This window comes from Shewanella sp. GD04112 (assembly GCF_029835735.1).
Taxonomy (GTDB): domain Bacteria; phylum Pseudomonadota; class Gammaproteobacteria; order Enterobacterales; family Shewanellaceae; genus Shewanella.
The window spans coordinates 1,782,352-1,799,872 of record NZ_JAOEAL010000001.1 but is presented as its reverse complement, the minus strand read 5'-3'; the positions used below and the strand labels follow the sequence as shown (position 1 = coordinate 1,799,872).

The following is a 17,521-nucleotide window of genomic DNA, read 5'->3' as shown; positions in this document are numbered from 1 at the left end:
GCAAGAATTGAAACTCGATGGCGTTAACCTATATAGCCCTCGAAACAAATGAATAGGATAAGGAACAAGGTATGTCACAGTTAAAGCTTAACCCTTATTTCGGCGAATACGGCGGTATGTATGTGCCGCAGATTTTAGTCCCCGCCCTGAAGCAACTCGAAAACGCTTTTGTCGAAGCGCAGGCCGATGAATCCTTTCAAGCCGAGTTTACCGACCTGCTGAAAAACTACGCGGGTCGCCCAACGGCACTGACACTAACCCGCAATTTAAGCCCTAACCCTATGGTGAAAATCTACCTCAAGCGGGAAGATTTACTCCATGGCGGCGCCCATAAAACCAACCAAGTATTGGGCCAAGCATTACTGGCTAAACGCATGGGTAAAAAAGAGATTATTGCAGAAACCGGCGCTGGCCAGCACGGTGTTGCCACCGCCCTTGCCTGTGCGCTGCTGGGATTAAAATGCAAAGTCTATATGGGCGCGAAAGACGTTGCCCGCCAATCACCTAACGTATTTAGAATGCGTTTGATGGGCGCAGAAGTCATTCCTGTCACCTCAGGCTCGGCCACCTTAAAAGATGCCTGTAACGAGGCGATGCGCGACTGGTCTGGCAGCTACGAAAAAGCCCACTATCTCTTAGGTACAGCCGCAGGGCCGCACCCGTTCCCGACCATAGTGCGTGAGTTCCAACGTATGATCGGTGAAGAAACCAAGAAACAAATGCTGGAGCGCGAAGGTCGTCTGCCCGATGCGGTGATCGCCTGTGTCGGCGGTGGCTCTAATGCCATTGGTATGTTTGCCGACTTTATTGATGAAACCAGTGTCGAGCTAATTGGGGTCGAACCCGCAGGTAAAGGCATTGATACCCATATGCACGGCGCGCCACTCAAACATGGCAAAACCGGGATTTTCTTTGGTATGAAGGCGCCCTTGATGCAAGACAGTGAAGGCCAAATCGAAGAGTCCTATTCGATTTCGGCGGGTCTTGACTTCCCATCCGTCGGCCCACAACACGCCCATTTGAACGCGATTGGCCGTGCGCGCTACGAATCGGCCACCGATGACGAAGCCCTAGAAACCTTCCAATTATTGGCTCGCAGCGAAGGGATTATCCCCGCGCTCGAATCGGCCCACGCCCTCGCTTATGCCCTGCGCCTAGCGAAAGAGTGCACCAAAGAGACCATTTTGGTCGTTAACCTCTCGGGCCGAGGCGATAAGGATATTTTCACTGTGTCAGACATTTTAAACGGTAAAGAGGAATAACTAAGATGAGCAGCATTTCAAATCAAACTATCCCTCATCAAGCTGGCCGTTATCACGCAGCGTTTAGCCGTTTAAAAGCCGAAGGCCGCGGCGCTTTTGTGCCCTTTGTTACTTTGGGTGATCCTAGTCCTGAGCTGTCACTGAAAATTATCGACACCTTAGTGCAAAATGGTGCCGATGCACTGGAATTAGGTTTTCCCTTCTCCGATCCGCTGGCAGATGGCCCTGTTATCCAAGGCGCGAACCTCAGAGCCCTCGCCGCAGGTACAACGCCAACGCAGTGCTTCAACTTATTAGCGCAAATTCGCGCTAAATATCCAGAGCTGCCAATCGGGTTATTACTGTACGCGAACCTCGTATTCGCCAATGGCATCGATGCTTTTTATGCCAAAGCGCAGCAAGCGGGCGTGGACTCAGTGCTTATCGCCGATGTGCCAGTAGAAGAAGCGGCGCCATTTATTGAAGCCGCTAAGGCCCACGGTATCGCGCCGATTTTTATCGCGCCGCCCAATGCCGATAGCGACACCCTTGAAAAAGTGAGCAAAAGTGGCGAAGGCTATACCTATCTATTGTCCCGCGCCGGTGTAACAGGCACAGACACTAAGGCAGGAACGCCCGTTGAAGAAATTTTAGCTAAGCTGCAAGCATTTAATGCGCCGCCACCGCTATTAGGTTTTGGGATTGCCGAGCCTGCTCAAGTGAGCGCCGCCATTCAAGCGGGCGCCGCGGGTGCAATTTCAGGCTCTGCCGTGGTTAAAATTATCGAAGCTCATCAACAGGATGAAGCAAAACTGCTGTCCACCTTAGGCGAATTTACCCGCGCAATGAAAGCGGCAACCTAATCGCCTCATCGGAGTGATACAATCATTCAGGGCCAAATCTGCGGATTTGGCCTTTTTTTATAGTATTAATTACCACGGCAAAAACTATGTTGAGCAGAGAACCAACTGCATCTTAAAACTGTCAAACCCAAGGCTTATATTGGGCGCTGAGTCTCATGTCTTAGCGAAAGAGATGTTAATATAACGCCGGTAACATCGGCAGTTTTGTTATGGTAAATGGACTTTTTATGCAGTATCAAATCTATATTCTCGACGTCACGCCTTGGGGCTGTGGTTTTCAAGGTGAAGTCGCCGCCCAATGTGATAATGGCGCCCCAGTATGGTTTTATTATCAGGGTAGCGATCAACAGGCTAAACAACGTTTTCCGTTGAATCAGTGGGTTAAGGTTGAACTCTTCGGCCGCTTAGCTAAGGCAAACCTACAGACCGACATCATTGAACACCGCCAGAGTCTGCAATTCCCTAAACATAATTGTCACTTTGAGGCATCTGGGCAAATCGTTGAGATCACCCAAACGCCCGATGATACTGTGTATTTACTGCAATCGAGCCTCCCCCTTCCCTTCGATAACGAACTGGGCACCTCACCAATTTCCCGTGGTCATTGGGTCAATGTTACTGGGGAATTATGGGTGACTAACTGGCAAGATTAAGGCTGGACTCAATATTAACGCAGTGCTCGCGTTTTCAGCGCAGGCTTTCCAGAGCAATGGCCAGACACTCAATCGAGACTAAGAGCAAATAGCTTTTAGGGGATTTTGCCCCTAAAATGGCGAACCGATTGTGCTTAAGGTTTGATAAGCTCAATGCCTACGGCGCAATCCCTAACGTCTTTCGCCAAAAAAATGCTTTCGCCTAATCTGCTGACCTAAGCAGCTTTTGCAAAAGCGACACCTATTGAGGTTTTAATGTCTAGCGTAAACTCAGTCCCGACTCCCAAGCCCCGCACGATTTTTGGTACGCCTAAGCTGCCCGCTAAATACGCTACGGTTGTGATGCCATTTTTTCTTTCGATTTTAATGAGCTGCATAGTATCAGGGATCAGTACCTTCAACGGTGTCGGTGCATCGACGCAATTTGTTGAACTTTGGCTGAGTGCGTGGGGGATTTCATGGGCAGTGGCCTTCCCAACCCTACTGATGGTATTACCCTTAGTGCGAAAGTTAACCGCCGCGTTTGTGCAATTACCTTAAACTCACCTCCGTGTTTAATGCCGCTAAAGCCATTTTCCCAAATGGCTTTTATGACACCCTCCTCCGCTTTGCCCTAAACCTGCCTAATAACCTAGCCAAAGACTCGGATTTACAGTCGATTTACACTCAAGATTGACTCACACTTTCGTTGCTTAAGACTGCGTCCCGCAATGCTGGCAGCCCGAAATAAATCCGACGTCAACTTAACTGTAATCCACTGTTTTTGTTTTGAATATTGCTTAAAAGATATTCTTAATGACATGTTTTAATCATTTTATGCTACGGCAGCTGCCTCGCTGACAAACCGTATTTCAGCCCTTTATTTCCCAGTCAAAAGTACGACACCTCCGACAACCCTTAAATGAGAATGATTTGCATTTGTAATTTTTTGAATGCTAATTTATTCGCCGTTGCGCTGATGCACTCATCCTCAGCTTATGCGCAACACATGGAACCGAACCTGATCCGCAAGATAAGGGAATGACTCACTCGGCTGAGGCAGAGAGAACCACTCCTACTTGCCCATCAGCCGATGATGACAACCACAGTTTCGGTTGGCAGCTGAAACTTAAGGAGGCGTAAGTGACTACCCCAAAAAAGGAAAACGATCGCAGGATTTTCGATCTACTCGGTATCGGCATAGGTCCATTCAATCTCGGATTGGCCGCCCTGAGTGAACCTATCGATGGCTTTAGCTGTTTGTTTCTTGATGCCAAAACCGAGTTTGATTGGCATCCAGGTATGCTGCTCAGCGCCTCTCGGCTGCAAACACCGTTTATGTCCGACTTAGTGACCATGGCCGATCCCACCAGTCGTTATAGTTACCTCAATTTTGCTAAGCAAACTGGCAGGCTGTACCCCTTTTATATCCGTGAAAACTTTTTCCTGCCACGGAATGAGTATAACCATTATTGTCAATGGGTTAGCAAACAACTCTCCAACCTGAGATTCGGTTTTAAGGTGACCCAACTCGATTACAACGCCGGAGAAGGTATCTACCATGTTACGGGTGTGGATAGACGCAGCGGCCAGCCCCAAACCTATTTGTGCCGCAAACTGGTGCTCGGCACGGGCACCACGCCCTATGTGCCAGACAATTGCCCGCTACACGACCCCCGTGTGATGCATAGCGCCAGCTATATGCAGCAAAAAACCTACCTGCAGAGCCAAAGCGCCATTACCGTGATCGGCAGTGGTCAAAGCGCCGCGGAAATCTTTTACGATCTTCTGCAAGATATTGATACCTATGGTTATCAATTAAATTGGATGACCCGCTCGCCACGCTTTTATCCGCTGGAATACACCAAACTCACCCTAGAAATGACTTCGCCAGATTATGTGGATTACTTCCATGAACTGTCGCCAGAAAAGCGCAGTCGCTTGATTGCGAAGCAAAAATCCCTCTACAAAGGGATCAATGCCGAGTTAATCAACGATATTTATGACCTGCTTTACCAAAAACGTTTAGTCAGCGATATCCAATGCCAACTGCTGACCAACGTGGCACTTGATAAGATAGAGACCTCGGGCGACACGCTGACGCTCAAGTTCAACCACCTCGAACAGGAATATGCCCTCGAGCAACAGACGGGCGCCGTCGTCTTAGGCACTGGTTATCAATATCGTTTACCCGAATTTATTCAAGGCATTAAATCACAAATTGAATTTGATGATCGCGGCCAACTTGCCATTCAACGGGATTATGGCATCGATGTCAGAGGCGATATTTTTATCCAAAATGCGGGCCTGCATACCCATGGCATCAGCTCACCGGATTTGGGCATGGGCTGCTATCGCAATGCGACGATTCTGCAAGCGGTTTTAGGTTACGCGCCCTATCCGATTGAAGACAGTATCGCCTTCCAAACCTTCGATCCAACTAAGATCCGCGCGCGGCAACACCAACCCACGAGCACCTATTCGGCAACAAAAGCCATACCAAGCAAGCCACTACCTTCGGCGGCGCAACCTACACAAAATAGTAATTGTGAGCCACAGGCCGCGCTGCGGATAAGTCCTTCGGGCGGCAGTGTGTCGGTCTTGATGGCGCCGAACAAGGAGGCGCAGTAATGGCCAGCCAATGGAGTCGCCACTGTGCGGCCTCACTCTCAACGCCCATTGTGATTGATGAGTTTGTGTTTAAACCACTCAATCTCCCGCAACAGCTGTCTATGTTGCAGCACTGGTTTAACCAAGACTATGCCCGCTTTTGGGGGATGCAGGGGATGAGTCTCGATGCACTTGCTCAAGCGATGGCGCCAAGCGAGCACAAGCTCGCGCTGATCGGTGAATGGCAAGCCAAGCCGCTGTTTATGGTGGAGTTATACGATCCCTCCCACGATGAAGTGGGTGAGCATTATGCTGTGGAGCGGCTCGATTGCGGTATGCACCTCATCCTCGCGCCGCTTGAGGGCAAGCCTGTTCATGGCTTGTCTGGCCAAGTGATGCAGGCTATTGCCGAGCTTATTCTCGACAAGCTCGCCTTTAAACGAATGGTGGTCGAGCCGGATCAGCAAAACCACAAAATCCACCGCTTAAATAGCCAAATTGGGATCCGCTACCAAAAAGCCATTCAACTGCGCAGCAAAGCCGCATTCCTCGGTTTTTGTAGCGCCGAGAGTCGCCAATTAGCGCAAAAGACCAGCACACTTTTTATGCAGCACACTGCACCCCTAGCGACTAAAGCAACTCATGCAGCACACTGCACCCCTAGCGACTAAAGCAACTCATGCGACCCACGCAACCGCTGTTAACCCTATCATTTTGCAGGTAAACCGATGAACTTAGCCACTAACCGCGCATTACTCAAGCCATTCACTCAAGCCGAATTCCCCACGCTGGAGGCCGCTGCCCACCCGCACGTCCCCGCCCACTTAATGCCGGAATATTGGCAGGCGGCCAATCGCCATTTAGTGAAGAAAATCCTCTGCGAATTTACCCATGAGAAGATCATCACCCCACAGATATACCGCCAAGCGGCAGGTGTCAATCACTATGAACTGAGGCTCAAAGACTGCACCTATTACTTCAGTGCGCGCCATTATCAGCTCGACCACCTTGAGATAGAAAGCGGGTCGATTCGAGTCAGCAGCGCGGGCCAAGACAAGCCACTCGATGCCATGAGTTTGATTATCCAACTGAAAGATGCCTTAGGTATGAGTGAAACCCTGCTGCCCACTTACCTTGAGGAAATCACTAGCACCCTCTACAGCAAGGCCTACAAGTTGGCCCATCAAGCTATCCCCGCCGCAACGCTCGCTAAGGCCGATTATCAAACTATTGAGGCGGGCATGACCGAGGGGCATCCAGTGTTTATCGCCAATAATGGCCGTATTGGTTTTGATATGCAGGACTATTACCAATTTGCCCCCGAGAGTGCCTGCGCGCTTCGGCTAGTGTGGATTGCGGTGCGTAAGGACAAAACCACCTTCTCCGCCCTCGAAGGATTAGACCATGATAACTTGTTAAAACAGGAGCTTGGCGAACAGTTCACCGAGTTTCAACAACACTTAAGCGCACAGGGGCAAACGGCCGATAGCTTTTATTTTATGCCCGTTCATCCTTGGCAGTGGCGCGAAAAAATTGCCCGCACCTTTGCCGGCGAAATCGCCCGTGGCGACATCATTTATCTCGGCGAAAGCCAAGATTGCTATCAAGTTCAACAATCGATCCGCACCTTCTTTAACTTAAGCGCGCCGCAAAAATGCTACGTCAAAACCGCGCTTTCTATCTTAAACATGGGCTTTATGCGTGGGCTTTCGCCGCTGTATATGAGCTGCACCCCGCAGATCAACGCTTGGGTGGCCGACCTTATCGAAAGCGACAGCTATTTTGCCGAACAAGGTTTTGTGATCCTAAAAGAAATTGCCGCGATTGGTTATCACCACAGGTATTACGAAGAGGCACTTACCCAAGATAGCGCCTATAAGAAAATGCTGTCGGCGCTGTGGCGCGAGAGTCCGCTGCCGCATATTGAGCCGCAGCAAACCTTGATGACCATGGCGGCGTTATTACACGTCGATCATCAGGAGCAAGCCCAGCTTGCCGCCTTAATCACGCACTCGGGCTTAAGCGCCAAGGAGTGGGTCAAGCGCTATCTCAACCTCTACTTATCGCCATTACTGCACGCCTTCTTTGCCTACGATCTGGTGTTTATGCCCCATGGCGAGAACCTGATTTTGGTGCTCGATGCTGGCATCCCGGTCAAAATATTGATGAAGGATATCGGCGAAGAAGTCGCAGTCCTCAATGGCAGCGAGCCACTGCCGCAAGAAGTGCAGCGCCTTGCGGTCGAGCTTGAGGAAGAGATGAAGCTCAACTATATCTTGCTCGATATTTTTGACTGTATTTTCCGTTACTTAGCGCCAATTCTGGATAAGCAAACCGAGGTCAGCGAAGCGCAATTTTGGGAGCTTGTGGCAGACAATGTGCGTGACTATCAAGCGCAGCATCCGCACTTGGCGGACAAATTTGCACAATACGATCTCTTTAAAGACAGCTTCGTCCGCACTTGCCTGAATCGCATTCAGCTCAATAACAACCAGCAGATGATTGACCTTGCCGACAGGGAAAAAAATCTGCGCTTTGCGGGCGGAATAGATAATCCGCTGGCCGCCTTTAGGCAAAGCCATGCCTTTGGCTCATTAAATCAGAAGCTTAAACCCAAATCCTAAATCACTTTTAACCTTGAGTGGGCCTTACGCCCACTCTGGACACGCGTCTGTGCCCAAAAACAACCTAGTCAATCAAACAGCCTAAATGGAATTTAAGATCATTATTATGAAAACCTTCCCCCTCAACCGTCTCACGGCGCACTGCCAACTCGCCATCACACGCCCTGAGCTTATTCTCTGCAGTGCCATACTCAGCATGCCCTATGCTTATGCCGATGCCAGCGATACCCAGAAAAAATCCACCAAAGACATTGAAATCATTAATGTCGTTGGCGCTAAGGATCTCCATGATAATCGCTACAAAACTCAGGCGATGAACACGGCAACGGGTCTAGATTTGTCTTATTTAGAGACGCCGCAATCCGTCACCTCTGTAACCAGCCAAATGATGCATGACCAACAACTCAACAGCGTCATCGAAGCCATGACTAGCGTGGCAGGCATCAATGCTCGGCCGATGGACAACGACAGATACAGCATCAGCTCACGGGGAATTGCGGTCACTAGCATTCTTTACGATGGCGTGCCTACCACCTATGACACCCGTTTTAACTACGGCGATAACCTTATCGACACCGCCATCTACGAGCGCGTGGAAATTGTCCGTGGCGCCACAGGGTTAATGACAGGTGCGGGTAATCCCTCGGCCGCGATTAACCTTATTCGTAAACGCCCAACGCAAGAATTTATGGGCAGCACCTCAGTGAGTGTCGGCTCATGGAACAATCTGCGCGGTATGGTCGATTTATCCAGCGGTTTAAATGATAGTGGCAGCATTCGTGGCCGGGTTGTCGCCGCCTATCAGGATAAAGAATCCTTCCAAGACAGATACGAGCAACAACGCACCACCCTCTATGGCATTGTTGAAACCGATATTACCGACAGCACACTGCTGACCTTAGGCGTGGATTACCAAGACACCACGCCCGAAGCCACTATGTCAGGCGGTCTGCCGCTGTTCCACAGTGATGGCAGCCGTACAGATTACGATCGCGCCACTTCCACCGCCCCCGATTGGGCCTCGGCGCATACCCAAGGGCTCAACACCTTCGCCAGCCTTGAACATCGTTTTGATAACGGTTGGGAACTAAAAGGCACCTACAGTTACGGTGATAACTCGCTGAAATATAATGTGCTGTGGGCTACAGGTTATCCAGATCCGGTAACGAACATAGGCGCAACCGCAGGCTCAATCGCCTATGTCGATGGTAGCCGTACCCAACATAACCTCGACTTACGGGCTCAAGGAATGTTTGCCCTGTTTGGCCAAGAACATCAGCTCACTTTTGGCTGGACGGGTCAGCGCCAAGAGTTTGCCAACCCTTACTATTATCCTACGGCCGCCGTGCCGCCCTTGGGAGATTTTCGCGATCCCAACTTCCAGTATCCAAAACCTCAGTGGAAAGAGACTCACACCACGGGCTCCTTCGGCGAAACCGAGCAAAGCGCCGCCTATGTGGCTACGCAGCTTAATCTAACCGATGCTTTGGCATTGCTCGCAGGCCTGCGCCTTAACCAGTGGCAAACCGACCAAGATAACTTTGGCAGCATGTATGATTTTAAGGTCGACAATGAGCTCACCACCTATTTTGGCCTGACCTACGCACTGAGCGAGCAATACTCGCTTTACGCCAGTTATACGGATATTTTCGCGCCGCAAACCTTGCAGCGCATCGATGCCAGCTACATCGACCCCGTCAAAGGCAAAAACTACGAGACGGGCATTAAGGCCAGCTTGATGGATGAAAGCTTAGATATGTCGTTGTCGGTATTTGAAATTCGCCAAGACAATGTTGGTGAACGCACCGGCGATGTGCTGCCAGGCACCACTATCCCAGTGTATCGAGAGGTTAATGGCACTAAGACCCAAGGTTTTGAGTTTGAATCCACAGGCAAAATCACCGATGACTGGAATATCTACTTCGGCTACACCCAATTCAGTACCGATGATCCTAAGGGCAATCGCATCAACACCTCATCACCTCGCCAGCAGCTAAAACTCTTTACCACTTATACCTTTAGCGGCGATTGGAACAAGTTGCAGCTTGGCGCTGGGGTTAATTGGCAAAGCCGAGTCTATCAAACCGTCAACTCGCCCTTAGGCAGAGTCGAAGTTGAACAAGACTCCTATGCATTGGCCAGCTTGATGGCAAGTTATGCCTTTACCGAGCAGCTAAAGCTAAGCGCCAATGTGCACAACGCCTTGGATAAAACCTACTACAGCCAAGTGGGGCAATATAGCCAATTCCAATATGGCACCCCACGCAGCGTGAGCGTGAATGTAGATTATCGCTTCTAGCGGACTGTCGATAACTAGCGGTTAATCAATGAAAACTGCGGTGAGTTTAGCGTTCACCGCAGTTTAATCAATTCAAGCCAAAGGAGTGATTATGGCGCGCCAAAGGGAAACGCTACCGACCTTAGTTAAGCTTTCCAGAGGAACTCAACCTGATCATACCGAGCAGTGTCATCACAACCCTTCACAGAGTGTTGGCACTGTGGTCAGCGTGCAAACAACCGACTTAACAGCGCTAAGCCCTGCGGATTTAACTCAAGTCGCCAAAGCGTTTAATCAACGACTGGCGCTGCGCGCCCCATTTTATGCCCAGCACTTTGTGGCAACCACCAAGCCCCAAGGACTCAGTTTTGATACTTGGAGTCAGCCAGCCGTTTATCAGCAGCTTTTACTGGATTTTGCCAAGGCCTATCCACCTTTGGCAAAAACCACTTCATCTATCCCGTTAGAAAATATACCCGAGCAGATTTTGCTCAGCCATAGCCATCATTCCAAAGCCCTGCACTCGCTCTGGGGACAGTGGTATTTCGGTCTGTTAGTGCCCCCCATGTTGGAATGGATTATTAACGCGCCGCACTCGCTCGCGAGCACGATTGAGCAGATTGAGCAAATTGAGCAGCTTGATATAGCGCCTGAGCATTTTTATCTTCGGCCCCACGATTCGGGCAGAGTCGCAGGTTTTGAGTTTCAATTAACTCCCATTCCTCGGGATAACGTCGCCATAGTAAAAGCCGGCATAGTTAAATCCACTGTCTTAACGCCACCCCGCGAGCGACAACTTATTCAGTGGATTCAAAGCCATCTAATCCCTAGCGTTGAACGATTAACCGGTTTAAGCCCAACCCCCGCAAAGTTGTATTGGAGCCATTTAGGCTACCTTATTCACTGGTATTTGGGCGAAATGGCATTACCAGAAATTGAATTTGAGCAGCTTAAGGCGCTGCTGTTTAACACTAAATCCTTTGACGATGGCGAGGTTAATCCACTCTACAACAGCATTAATCTGCTGCCCAATTCTGCTGCTGACGCGGACAATATTCGCCGAGTCTGCTGCTTAAGGTATCAACTTGCCAACAGTCATCGCTGCGGCGATTGCCCGTTAGCCACGCGCGCCCAAGCCAAACGTGCCGCGCAAGCTTAGCCTTATCGGTCACAGCCCACTTAGTTGTAAGGGCAATAAGTATTGCAGCAGCCCTTGCCGCCACTTTCATGCAACAGTTAGCAATCGGTCACCTTTCACGGCTTTTTCCCTCTAGTCCCCCGTGCTACACTCAAGCCCACGTCTTCTTAACACGATTATTTATGAAACAACTGCTTGATTTTCTGCCCCTCATTATCTTTTTTGCCGTCTATAAATTTTTCGATATTTATATCGCCAGTGGCGCCTTAATCGCAGCCACCGCACTGCAATTAGTCGTGACCTATGCGCTGTACAAAAAATTGGAGAAGATGCACCTTATTACCTTCGCTATGGTGACAGTGTTTGGCACCCTCACCTTAGTGTTCCATGACGATGCCTTTATCAAGTGGAAAGTCACTATTATTTATGCTTTATTTGCCCTAGCCCTTGGCGTGAGCCAGCTACTCAACAAGTCGATTTTAAAGTCCATGTTGGGTAAAGAGATGAAGGTGGCCGATAAGATTTGGGCACACGTAACTTGGTACTGGGTAAGCTTTTTTGCCATCTGTGGCCTAGTCAATATCTATGTCGCCTTTAGACTGCCGTTAGAAACTTGGGTGAACTTTAAAGTGTTTGGCCTCACCGCCTTAACCCTGATTAATACCGTTATCACCGTCTTTTACCTTTATAAACATCTTCCCGAAGATCAACGCAAGGAACTCAAATAATGTGGTATATGATTTCAGCTCAAGATGTTGAGAACAGCTTAGAAAAACGTTTAGCGGCGCGTCCTGCGCATTTAGCACGCTTACAGGAACTGGCCGATGAAGGTCGCTTGCTGGTTGCGGGTCCACACCCCGCTATCGATAGCGAAAACCCAGGCGATGCGGGTTTTAGTGGCTCGTTAGTGGTGGCGGATTTCGATTCGTTAGCCACGGCTCAAGCCTGGGCAGATGCCGATCCTTACTTCGCTGCGGGCGTATATCAAAGCGTTGTGGTAAAACCCTTCAAACGAGTTCTCCCTTAATGAAAATCGTTTCTTTCAATATCAATGGATTGCGTTCTCGCCTGCATCAATTGCAAGCGTTAATCGACAGCCATCAGCCCGATATTATCGGCCTGCAAGAAACCAAAGTGCACGATGAAGCCTTCCCGCTCGCCGAAGTCGAGGCCATGGGCTATCACGTGCATTACCACGGTGGCAAGGCACACTATGGCGTAGCCATGCTCTCCAAAGTCGCACCTATCAAGGTGCAAAAGGGTTTTGCAACCGACGAAGAAGATGCACAGCGCCGCATGATTATCGGCACCTTTGCTCAGGCAAATGGCCGTCCGTTAACTGTGTTGAATGGTTATTTCCCTCAGGGCGAAAGCATCGACCATCCGACAAAGTACCCTGCTAAACGTAAGTTTTATCAGGACTTAATGGCGCATTTGCACGCTAATCATAGCAATGATGAAGATATCGCCATTATTGGGGATATCAATATTTCGCCCATCGATTTGGATATTGGCATCGGTGAAGTCAACCGCAAACGTTGGCTAAAAACCGGAAAATGCAGTTTCCAACCCGAAGAGCGTGAATGGCTCAAGACCCTGCAGGATTGGGGATTGGTGGATACCTTCCGTCAACTACACCCCGACCGCAGCGAGCGTTATTCATGGTTCGATTACCGCAGCAAAGGCTTCGATGATAACCGCGGCCTACGCATAGATGTGATCTTAGCCACGCCGTCACTGGCCGCACGTTTAGTCGAATCCGACGTCGATTACGATCTGCGCGGTATTGATAAACCCTCAGATCACGCGCCAATTTGGAGCACCTTTAAAGAAGCCTAACTCGCTCGAGTAGCTACTTTAATCGATATAAAAAACATCGGCCTAGGCCGATGTTTTTTGTTTTAGAGCTCAGTAAAATCGGATGCATTATGGGCAAAAGCGAAATAGTCGCTTTACCTATTTATGGAATTTATTGTCATTGTTTACCCAGTGACTCGCCGCCTTTTTATTTAACAAGAAATATTCCTATAGGCTCGACGGCGACATCCATGTCGCCAACGGTCACTGGTGCCCCAATGCCAATTTTAACTACCCATTTACGATATGTATGTAAAAAGAAAAGGGGCAAAAATGAGTTAGGTTATTAACTCTAACTCGTCATTTTCGGATGAAAATCTCTATGGGCTAACGCCCTGTTAAGGTGTGAGCAACGCAATACCGAAGCCGCCGCATACAACCTTAATCACTAAACGCAACGCATAGTAAAAATGCCACGCGTTGCGAATCACTCTTAAACAGTTTGTTATAGCGCTAGTTTGGCGTAGTTGATGAAGACGCGTTTGCTGCTTGAGTTGCTTGTTCTGGTGTCATTTGGCCAAAAAGCGTGTCCATCATAAAACCAATTCTCTTACTTGCATCACCAAATTTATTAGGATTAGCGGTATAAGGAACTTTAAATTTCACTTCCCCAACTCTTTGCCCGCCTTGATAAGCTGTTATCTCCGCGTTTTTCAAATATAACGCCAGATCCCACCCCCAGTGACCTTCATATTCAAGAGTCAATTTGTTCAGGTCGTGCTTAGAATTATCAGGTACGACAACATAAGAATAGTTATGTTCTTGTAGCCAAGACTCAATTGTATTTTGGAACCCAGAGCGAGTTTCATTATCTTTAACAACAACTATTTCCGACTTAATATTAGTCTCTGGAACAGGGGTGCCCATATATCTGGGCGACCCACAACCAACTAGTGTAAGAGAAGCTAAAGACAACACTATAATTTTTTTCATTTTTATTTTCTCATATTGTTTTTCAGGCACATTGTATCTGTTTGTGTATTGCGCTATAACGCCCCGCTTAGGGGCACAAATACGTGAGCTAAAATCCGGAGCGAAGCGACGCAGCCCACGTGTTTGTGTCCCTGCGAGCTCGCGAGCGACTAAAGCGGATTGTTAGTGCTAAACACTTGCATCTATTTTTAATGGATTATCTAAATTTGGCAATTGAAGCCCAGTTTTATCATAACCAACAAAAGAAAAACTGGACTTATTTACTAAGCCCTTAACTTCAGCTTCGACTAATTCTCTCATGCTCGCTTGAACATTATTGTGGACTCTGAACATTTCTTCGTTAGTTTCTTTAATCGTTTTCTCTAACGCTTCCATAGCTGAACCTAAAACAGGTATTTTAGACAGTTCAGACCACATGTAATTTTTTAAAAATGAAACTAAAAATGACCAGGCACTATTAATTGAGAAGTACGAACCATCCTGATTTTGCTTTAAAGTCGCAATAACTTTACCTAAAGCAGACATCATCGAAACACTGTCTACTTCACCACTATTCTGAATTTGCTCTAGAATAGTTACGATTTCACTAAACAATTCACTCAGCCTGCTCTCCGACTTGTAATGCTGAAATATTGCATCGAAGTCAAATGCCTGCTCGGAAGGATTATCAAAGATCCAAACATGTTCCTTAATTTTTTTCTGGTAAGTAATCAGATGATTAATTAAATGAGTCTGATTCCATGACCCAGATTTAAAGCGTTGTAAAGCATCTATTAGTGATGGAAGCCAATCAGGTGTGTCTTGTTGGGATATTGAAGCTTTCAGATCATTTGATTTTGTAAGCGCCACATCTGCTTTTGACTTTTTTACCTCCAATTTCTCACCAACTAAATGATTAACCAGCTCATTTAGTGATTCGATCAGTTCCTTATGCTTTTCTTTAACAAAGCGCATATGGAATTGAACACTAGCATTTGAAGTCAAATGAATTCTCCTTTAGCACTAACATTTTATTCGTGCGCATGCGCGTTTATCATGTTAGACCAGTGAAAACGCGCACAGTTAACTATCTGTATACAAAGAACTTATCAGCTTTTTGCCTAATATACCATCTGGAAAAACGCGCATGCGCGTTTTCCAAACCTATTAACTAAAACTCAGTTACTATATTCACCTGATTTTATAGAGTTTTATTTATTTCGGATGGAATTAGTGCGCACTGATTTTGTCTGAAAATCATACAAAAATACCTAAATTTAAATACGACTGTATACCTATACATTATTAGTCGATTTCTGGTAAGGCCAAACATAGGCAAATAGATAAGAATATTTATGGCTGCATGTGTGGGAATTTTCGGTTGAGCTAAAGAGCCGAAACAAGGAATGGGGCAAAAGCTTTTAGCCAGATGAACAGTTCAATGGTCGTCAAAATTGTCACTGTTGCAACAGTGACCGTTGGCGGCATGGATGTCGCCGTCGAGCCTATAGGGACACTTCTTGTTAAATAAATAGGCGGCGTGTCACTGGGGAAACAATGACAATTAATCCTACACACCTGACGACGAACTTATCTCGCTTTGGGGCAAAAGCTTTTAGCCAGATGAACAGTTCAATGGTCGTTAAAATTGCCATTGTTGCAACAATGCCCCTCTAGAATAGGGATATTTTAGTAATAAAAGGAGAGCGTGGTATTGGGGGAATAGTGACGATTACTGCTAAGCAACTCAGTTATCTGCTTTGAGGTATTTCGAAAATGAAATGGCGGAAATCTACGATTTCCGACATTTTCAGATGATACGCTAATGCTTTATATGAGACTCAGTATCGGGTGTTATTGCTCAACTACCCACACTGAAAACTGGCAATGCCCACATTGAAGGTAAGATTAGCTAGTGCGGTACTGTTTAAGGATCCCTTCGAGTTCAACCGAAGCATGTTGCAAATCATGCGCTAGGGTGACACTGCGCTGCGCCGTCTGTTTAATGGTATCGGATTGATGGCGGATCTCATTAAGCTGGCCAGCAATATCACGGGCGGCAACGCTTTGTTCTTCCGCCGATGCGGCAATTTGGCTACTCATATCAAAGACGGCATTTACCGATTGCGCCATCCCTTCAACATCGTTACCCACTTCAACAATGGCACTGCGGCCTTCATCGGCGCGGTCCACAATCTCAGTGGTGATATTGGAGAGCTGACGAGTGCCCGATTGCAATCCTTCGATCATCGCTTGGATCTCAACTGTCGCTTGTTGAGTACGTCCCGCTAAGGTACGCACTTCATCGGCAACCACCGCAAAACCGCGACCTTGCTCACCTGCGCGCGCCGCTTCAATGGCCGCATTCAGCGCCAGCAAGTTAGTCTGCCCAGAAATACTATTGATGGTTGTCACTACCGCATCAATAGCCGCCGCATCCTTAGATAATTGTTCTACCGATGAAAAGGCTGCACCAATTTTGGTTGAGAGCAAACCAATACTGTCCACCGTATGACTAATACGCCCTTGGCTGGCACTCATTTGGCTGGCGTTATCTTTAGTCTGTAGTGAAGTGTTACTGGCATTAACCGACACTTCTTCAATCGCCGAAGTCATTTGCGCCATGGCCACAGCCACTGAATCTAAAAATTGATGCTGGGCACCAATTAACTCACCGCTTATTTTTGCTTGCTGATTAAACTCATCAGCAGCGAGGGAAAGTGTTTGGGCATTATTGCGGATAGCGCTCACCATTTCGCTCATATTGTCGGCACAGCGGTCAATTTCGCGGGCGATTAAGCTGAAATCATCGGTACCGAAAAAGTTTAATCTGAAACTTAAGTCGCCATCGGCTAAGCGTTTGATGGCCATGTACATATCCCACAGACCACCGCCGAGGGAAGTTGAAATCCAATAGCTTAATTGGAATAAGGGCAATAAACCGATTAATGCAAGCCAAAACATCAAATTAGCATCGCTGCGGCCATCACTTTCCCATTCGGACACATTTTGCGACAGTGCGAGCGCGCTGCCAGATGCCACCGTGGCGCTGGCGGTGACATTATCCCTTTGGCGCTGCGCCTCAGTTTGGCGAGAGACAACACTCAGCCCATTGTCTCGGGCAAATTGTGACAACGTATCCCCTGTCAACTGCTGTGCATTCGCGACTTGAGCAAAGGCATCAACCGTCGCCTGAACTCGAGCCAAAGATGCTGCTTCTAAGTTGCGGTGGGCATGTTGGTAATTGACTAGTGCAACGGCGGCGGTGATCAGCGCCACCATAGAGCAGACAACCCAAAACTTTCCGTTGAGACTGAATTTGATCAATATGGCATCAATGGTGCGAAACTGGATTTGTTTCATCTT

General features: G+C 48.0%; 15 protein-coding genes. 12 read left to right on the top strand and 3 right to left on the bottom strand.

Annotation, left to right across the window (positions count from 1 at the left end; genetic code table 11):
- Window positions 1–71: 71 nt before the first annotated feature.
- From trpB to xthA, 12 genes are all read left to right on the top strand, one after another.
- Complete coding sequence (trpB, locus tag N7386_RS08115) at window positions 72–1,262, top strand: tryptophan synthase subunit beta (protein WP_086904501.1); 1,191 nt, start codon at window positions 72–74, stop codon at window positions 1,260–1,262.
- Window positions 1,263–1,267: 5 nt separating this feature from the next.
- A complete protein-coding gene (gene trpA / locus N7386_RS08110) occupies window positions 1,268–2,104 on the top strand; it encodes a tryptophan synthase subunit alpha (RefSeq protein WP_086904502.1) in 837 nt (278 codons plus the stop codon).
- 227 nt (window positions 2,105–2,331) lie between these two features.
- Complete coding sequence (locus N7386_RS08105) at window positions 2,332–2,757, top strand: hypothetical protein (RefSeq protein ID WP_041408741.1); 426 nt, start codon at window positions 2,332–2,334, stop codon at window positions 2,755–2,757.
- A gap of 255 nt (window positions 2,758–3,012) precedes the next feature.
- Complete coding sequence (locus N7386_RS08100) at window positions 3,013–3,297, top strand: DUF2798 domain-containing protein (protein WP_086904503.1); 285 nt, start codon at window positions 3,013–3,015, stop codon at window positions 3,295–3,297.
- A gap of 582 nt (window positions 3,298–3,879) precedes the next feature.
- Window positions 3,880–5,367: a lysine N(6)-hydroxylase/L-ornithine N(5)-oxygenase family protein gene (locus N7386_RS08095; protein ID WP_086904504.1), complete on the top strand. Its 1,488-nt coding sequence runs from the start codon at window positions 3,880–3,882 to the stop codon at window positions 5,365–5,367.
- Window positions 5,367–6,017 (top strand): GNAT family N-acetyltransferase, encoded by a 651-nt coding sequence (locus N7386_RS08090; RefSeq protein WP_086904505.1) that lies wholly within the window; start codon window positions 5,367–5,369, stop codon window positions 6,015–6,017. Before N7386_RS08095 ends, N7386_RS08090 begins: the two co-directional genes overlap by 1 nt.
- Window positions 6,018–6,074: 57 nt before the next feature.
- Window positions 6,075–7,970, top strand: a complete 1,896-nt coding sequence (locus tag N7386_RS08085; protein ID WP_086904506.1) for an IucA/IucC family siderophore biosynthesis protein — start codon at window positions 6,075–6,077, stop codon at window positions 7,968–7,970.
- An 85-nt stretch (window positions 7,971–8,055) separates the two neighbouring features.
- Window positions 8,056–10,269 (top strand): TonB-dependent siderophore receptor, encoded by a 2,214-nt coding sequence (locus N7386_RS08080; protein WP_164717935.1) that lies wholly within the window; start codon window positions 8,056–8,058, stop codon window positions 10,267–10,269.
- Window positions 10,270–10,360: 91 nt separating this feature from the next.
- Entirely contained in the window at window positions 10,361–11,407 is a 1,047-nt protein-coding gene (gene fhuF, locus N7386_RS08075) for a siderophore-iron reductase FhuF (protein ID WP_086904507.1), read from the top strand.
- 161 nt (window positions 11,408–11,568) lie between these two features.
- A complete protein-coding gene (locus N7386_RS08070) occupies window positions 11,569–12,114 on the top strand; it encodes a septation protein A (protein WP_011716559.1) in 546 nt (181 codons plus the stop codon).
- Window positions 12,114–12,413 carry a YciI family protein gene (locus N7386_RS08065; RefSeq protein WP_011072939.1) on the top strand — a complete coding sequence of 100 codons (300 nt, stop codon included), beginning with the start codon at window positions 12,114–12,116 and terminating at the stop codon, window positions 12,411–12,413. Before N7386_RS08070 ends, N7386_RS08065 begins: the two co-directional genes overlap by 1 nt.
- Window positions 12,413–13,225 carry an exodeoxyribonuclease III gene (gene xthA, locus N7386_RS08060; protein ID WP_086904508.1) on the top strand — a complete coding sequence of 271 codons (813 nt, stop codon included), beginning with the start codon at window positions 12,413–12,415 and terminating at the stop codon, window positions 13,223–13,225. Before N7386_RS08065 ends, xthA begins: the two co-directional genes overlap by 1 nt.
- Window positions 13,226–13,696: 471 nt before the next feature.
- Here xthA and N7386_RS08050 read toward each other — a convergent pair whose 3' ends face one another.
- The 3 genes from N7386_RS08050 to N7386_RS08040 all read right to left on the bottom strand — a co-directional run bounded on the left by N7386_RS08050 (window position 13,697) and on the right by N7386_RS08040 (window position 17,518).
- Entirely contained in the window at window positions 13,697–14,206 is a 510-nt protein-coding gene (locus N7386_RS08050; RefSeq protein WP_226984098.1) for an Sbal_3080 family lipoprotein, read from the bottom strand.
- Between the two features lie 138 nt (window positions 14,207–14,344).
- Entirely contained in the window at window positions 14,345–15,160 is an 816-nt protein-coding gene (locus N7386_RS08045; protein WP_232015279.1) for a hypothetical protein, read from the bottom strand.
- Window positions 15,161–16,063: 903 nt separating this feature from the next.
- Complete coding sequence (locus tag N7386_RS08040; protein WP_279767891.1) at window positions 16,064–17,518, bottom strand: methyl-accepting chemotaxis protein; 1,455 nt, start codon at window positions 17,516–17,518, stop codon at window positions 16,064–16,066.
- Between the last annotated feature and the right edge of the window lie 3 nt (window positions 17,519–17,521).